Source organism: Colwellia sp. Bg11-12, from assembly GCF_014076955.1.
GTDB lineage: Bacteria > Pseudomonadota > Gammaproteobacteria > Enterobacterales > Alteromonadaceae > Colwellia_A.
Genome location: NZ_JACGUZ010000048.1, coordinates 1 through 1,130, shown reverse-complemented (window position 1 = coordinate 1,130; position 1,130 = coordinate 1). Strand labels below are relative to the sequence as shown.

Annotated in this window: 1 protein-coding gene; it reads left to right on the top strand. The window is 44.0% G+C overall.

Annotated elements, in window-relative coordinates:
• On the top strand, nt 1-1,130 hold a 1,130-nt coding region (locus H4J39_RS01320; RefSeq protein ID WP_182225642.1), incomplete at both ends, for an AMP-binding protein.

Below are 1,130 nucleotides of genomic sequence, written 5' to 3'. Positions count from 1 at the left end.
TTTGAACAATTGGTTGAGCGCTTAAATGTGCCCAGAAGCACAGCACATACGCCTTTATTCCAAGTGATGTTAACCACAAATACCGATTACGGGATAGAGAATCAAAGTCAGCAGTTCAGCCTGCCAGATGTTGCCATGACGCCTATGCATGCCGATACACAAACATCCAAGTTTGATTTGGAAATAAATTTACAGCTAACGCCAGCCGGCATTAATATTAATTGTATATATGACACAGCCTTGTTTAGCCATCAACATATCGCTGGTTTTAGCGAACACTTAAGTCATTTACTCACAGGTTTAGCAAAGGTTGATAGTGCGGCTAACACACTAGTTAGCAACTTGCCCATGCTGTCGCAAACCGAAACCGAATATTTGTTACATCAGTTAAACGACATGATCAAAACTGATGCGGTTGATACTTGCCTGCATCAGGCATTTGAAGCTCAAGTAATGGCAAAGCCCGAAGCAATTGCCTTGGTCTGTGGTCAGCAGCAACTCACCTATAAGGAATTAAACAATCAAGCTAACCAACTGGCTAACTACTTAAGCAAGCAGCACCAGATCACAGCAGGAAACCAGATTGGCCTGTGTGTAGAGCGCTCATTAGACATGGTCATTGGCTTGCTCGCCATCCAAAAAGCAGGCTGTGCATATGTGGCAATCGACACTAACGCTCCCGCTTCACGTATTAACTACATGATAAGTAATGCTCACTTGAAGCTTGTCCTGACCCGGAAAAAACAGGCCACAAAGTTTTTGCCTCATCACGATCTTAAATTGGTTGTACTGGATGACAGCGACAAGATTGATTTATTAATGACTCACTCAGCTGAGGATTTAAAAATAACAAAGCTAAACACCGCCTCACTGGCTTATATTAATTACACCTCTGGATCCACAGGCCAACCAAAAGGCGTACAAGTCACTAACCAAAATGTCTCTAACCTTGCTTACGCCATGCAAGAGATTCTTGCTGAGAGAGGATTAGTCGGCAATTTTAAGTGGGCTTGGAATGCACCGTTAGTCTTTGATGCCTCGGTACAAGCGCTCACCCAACTTGCCTTTGGCGTCGAGTTGCATCTATTGACCGAAGAAATGCGCACAGACCCAGGTGCACTAGCCAGTTA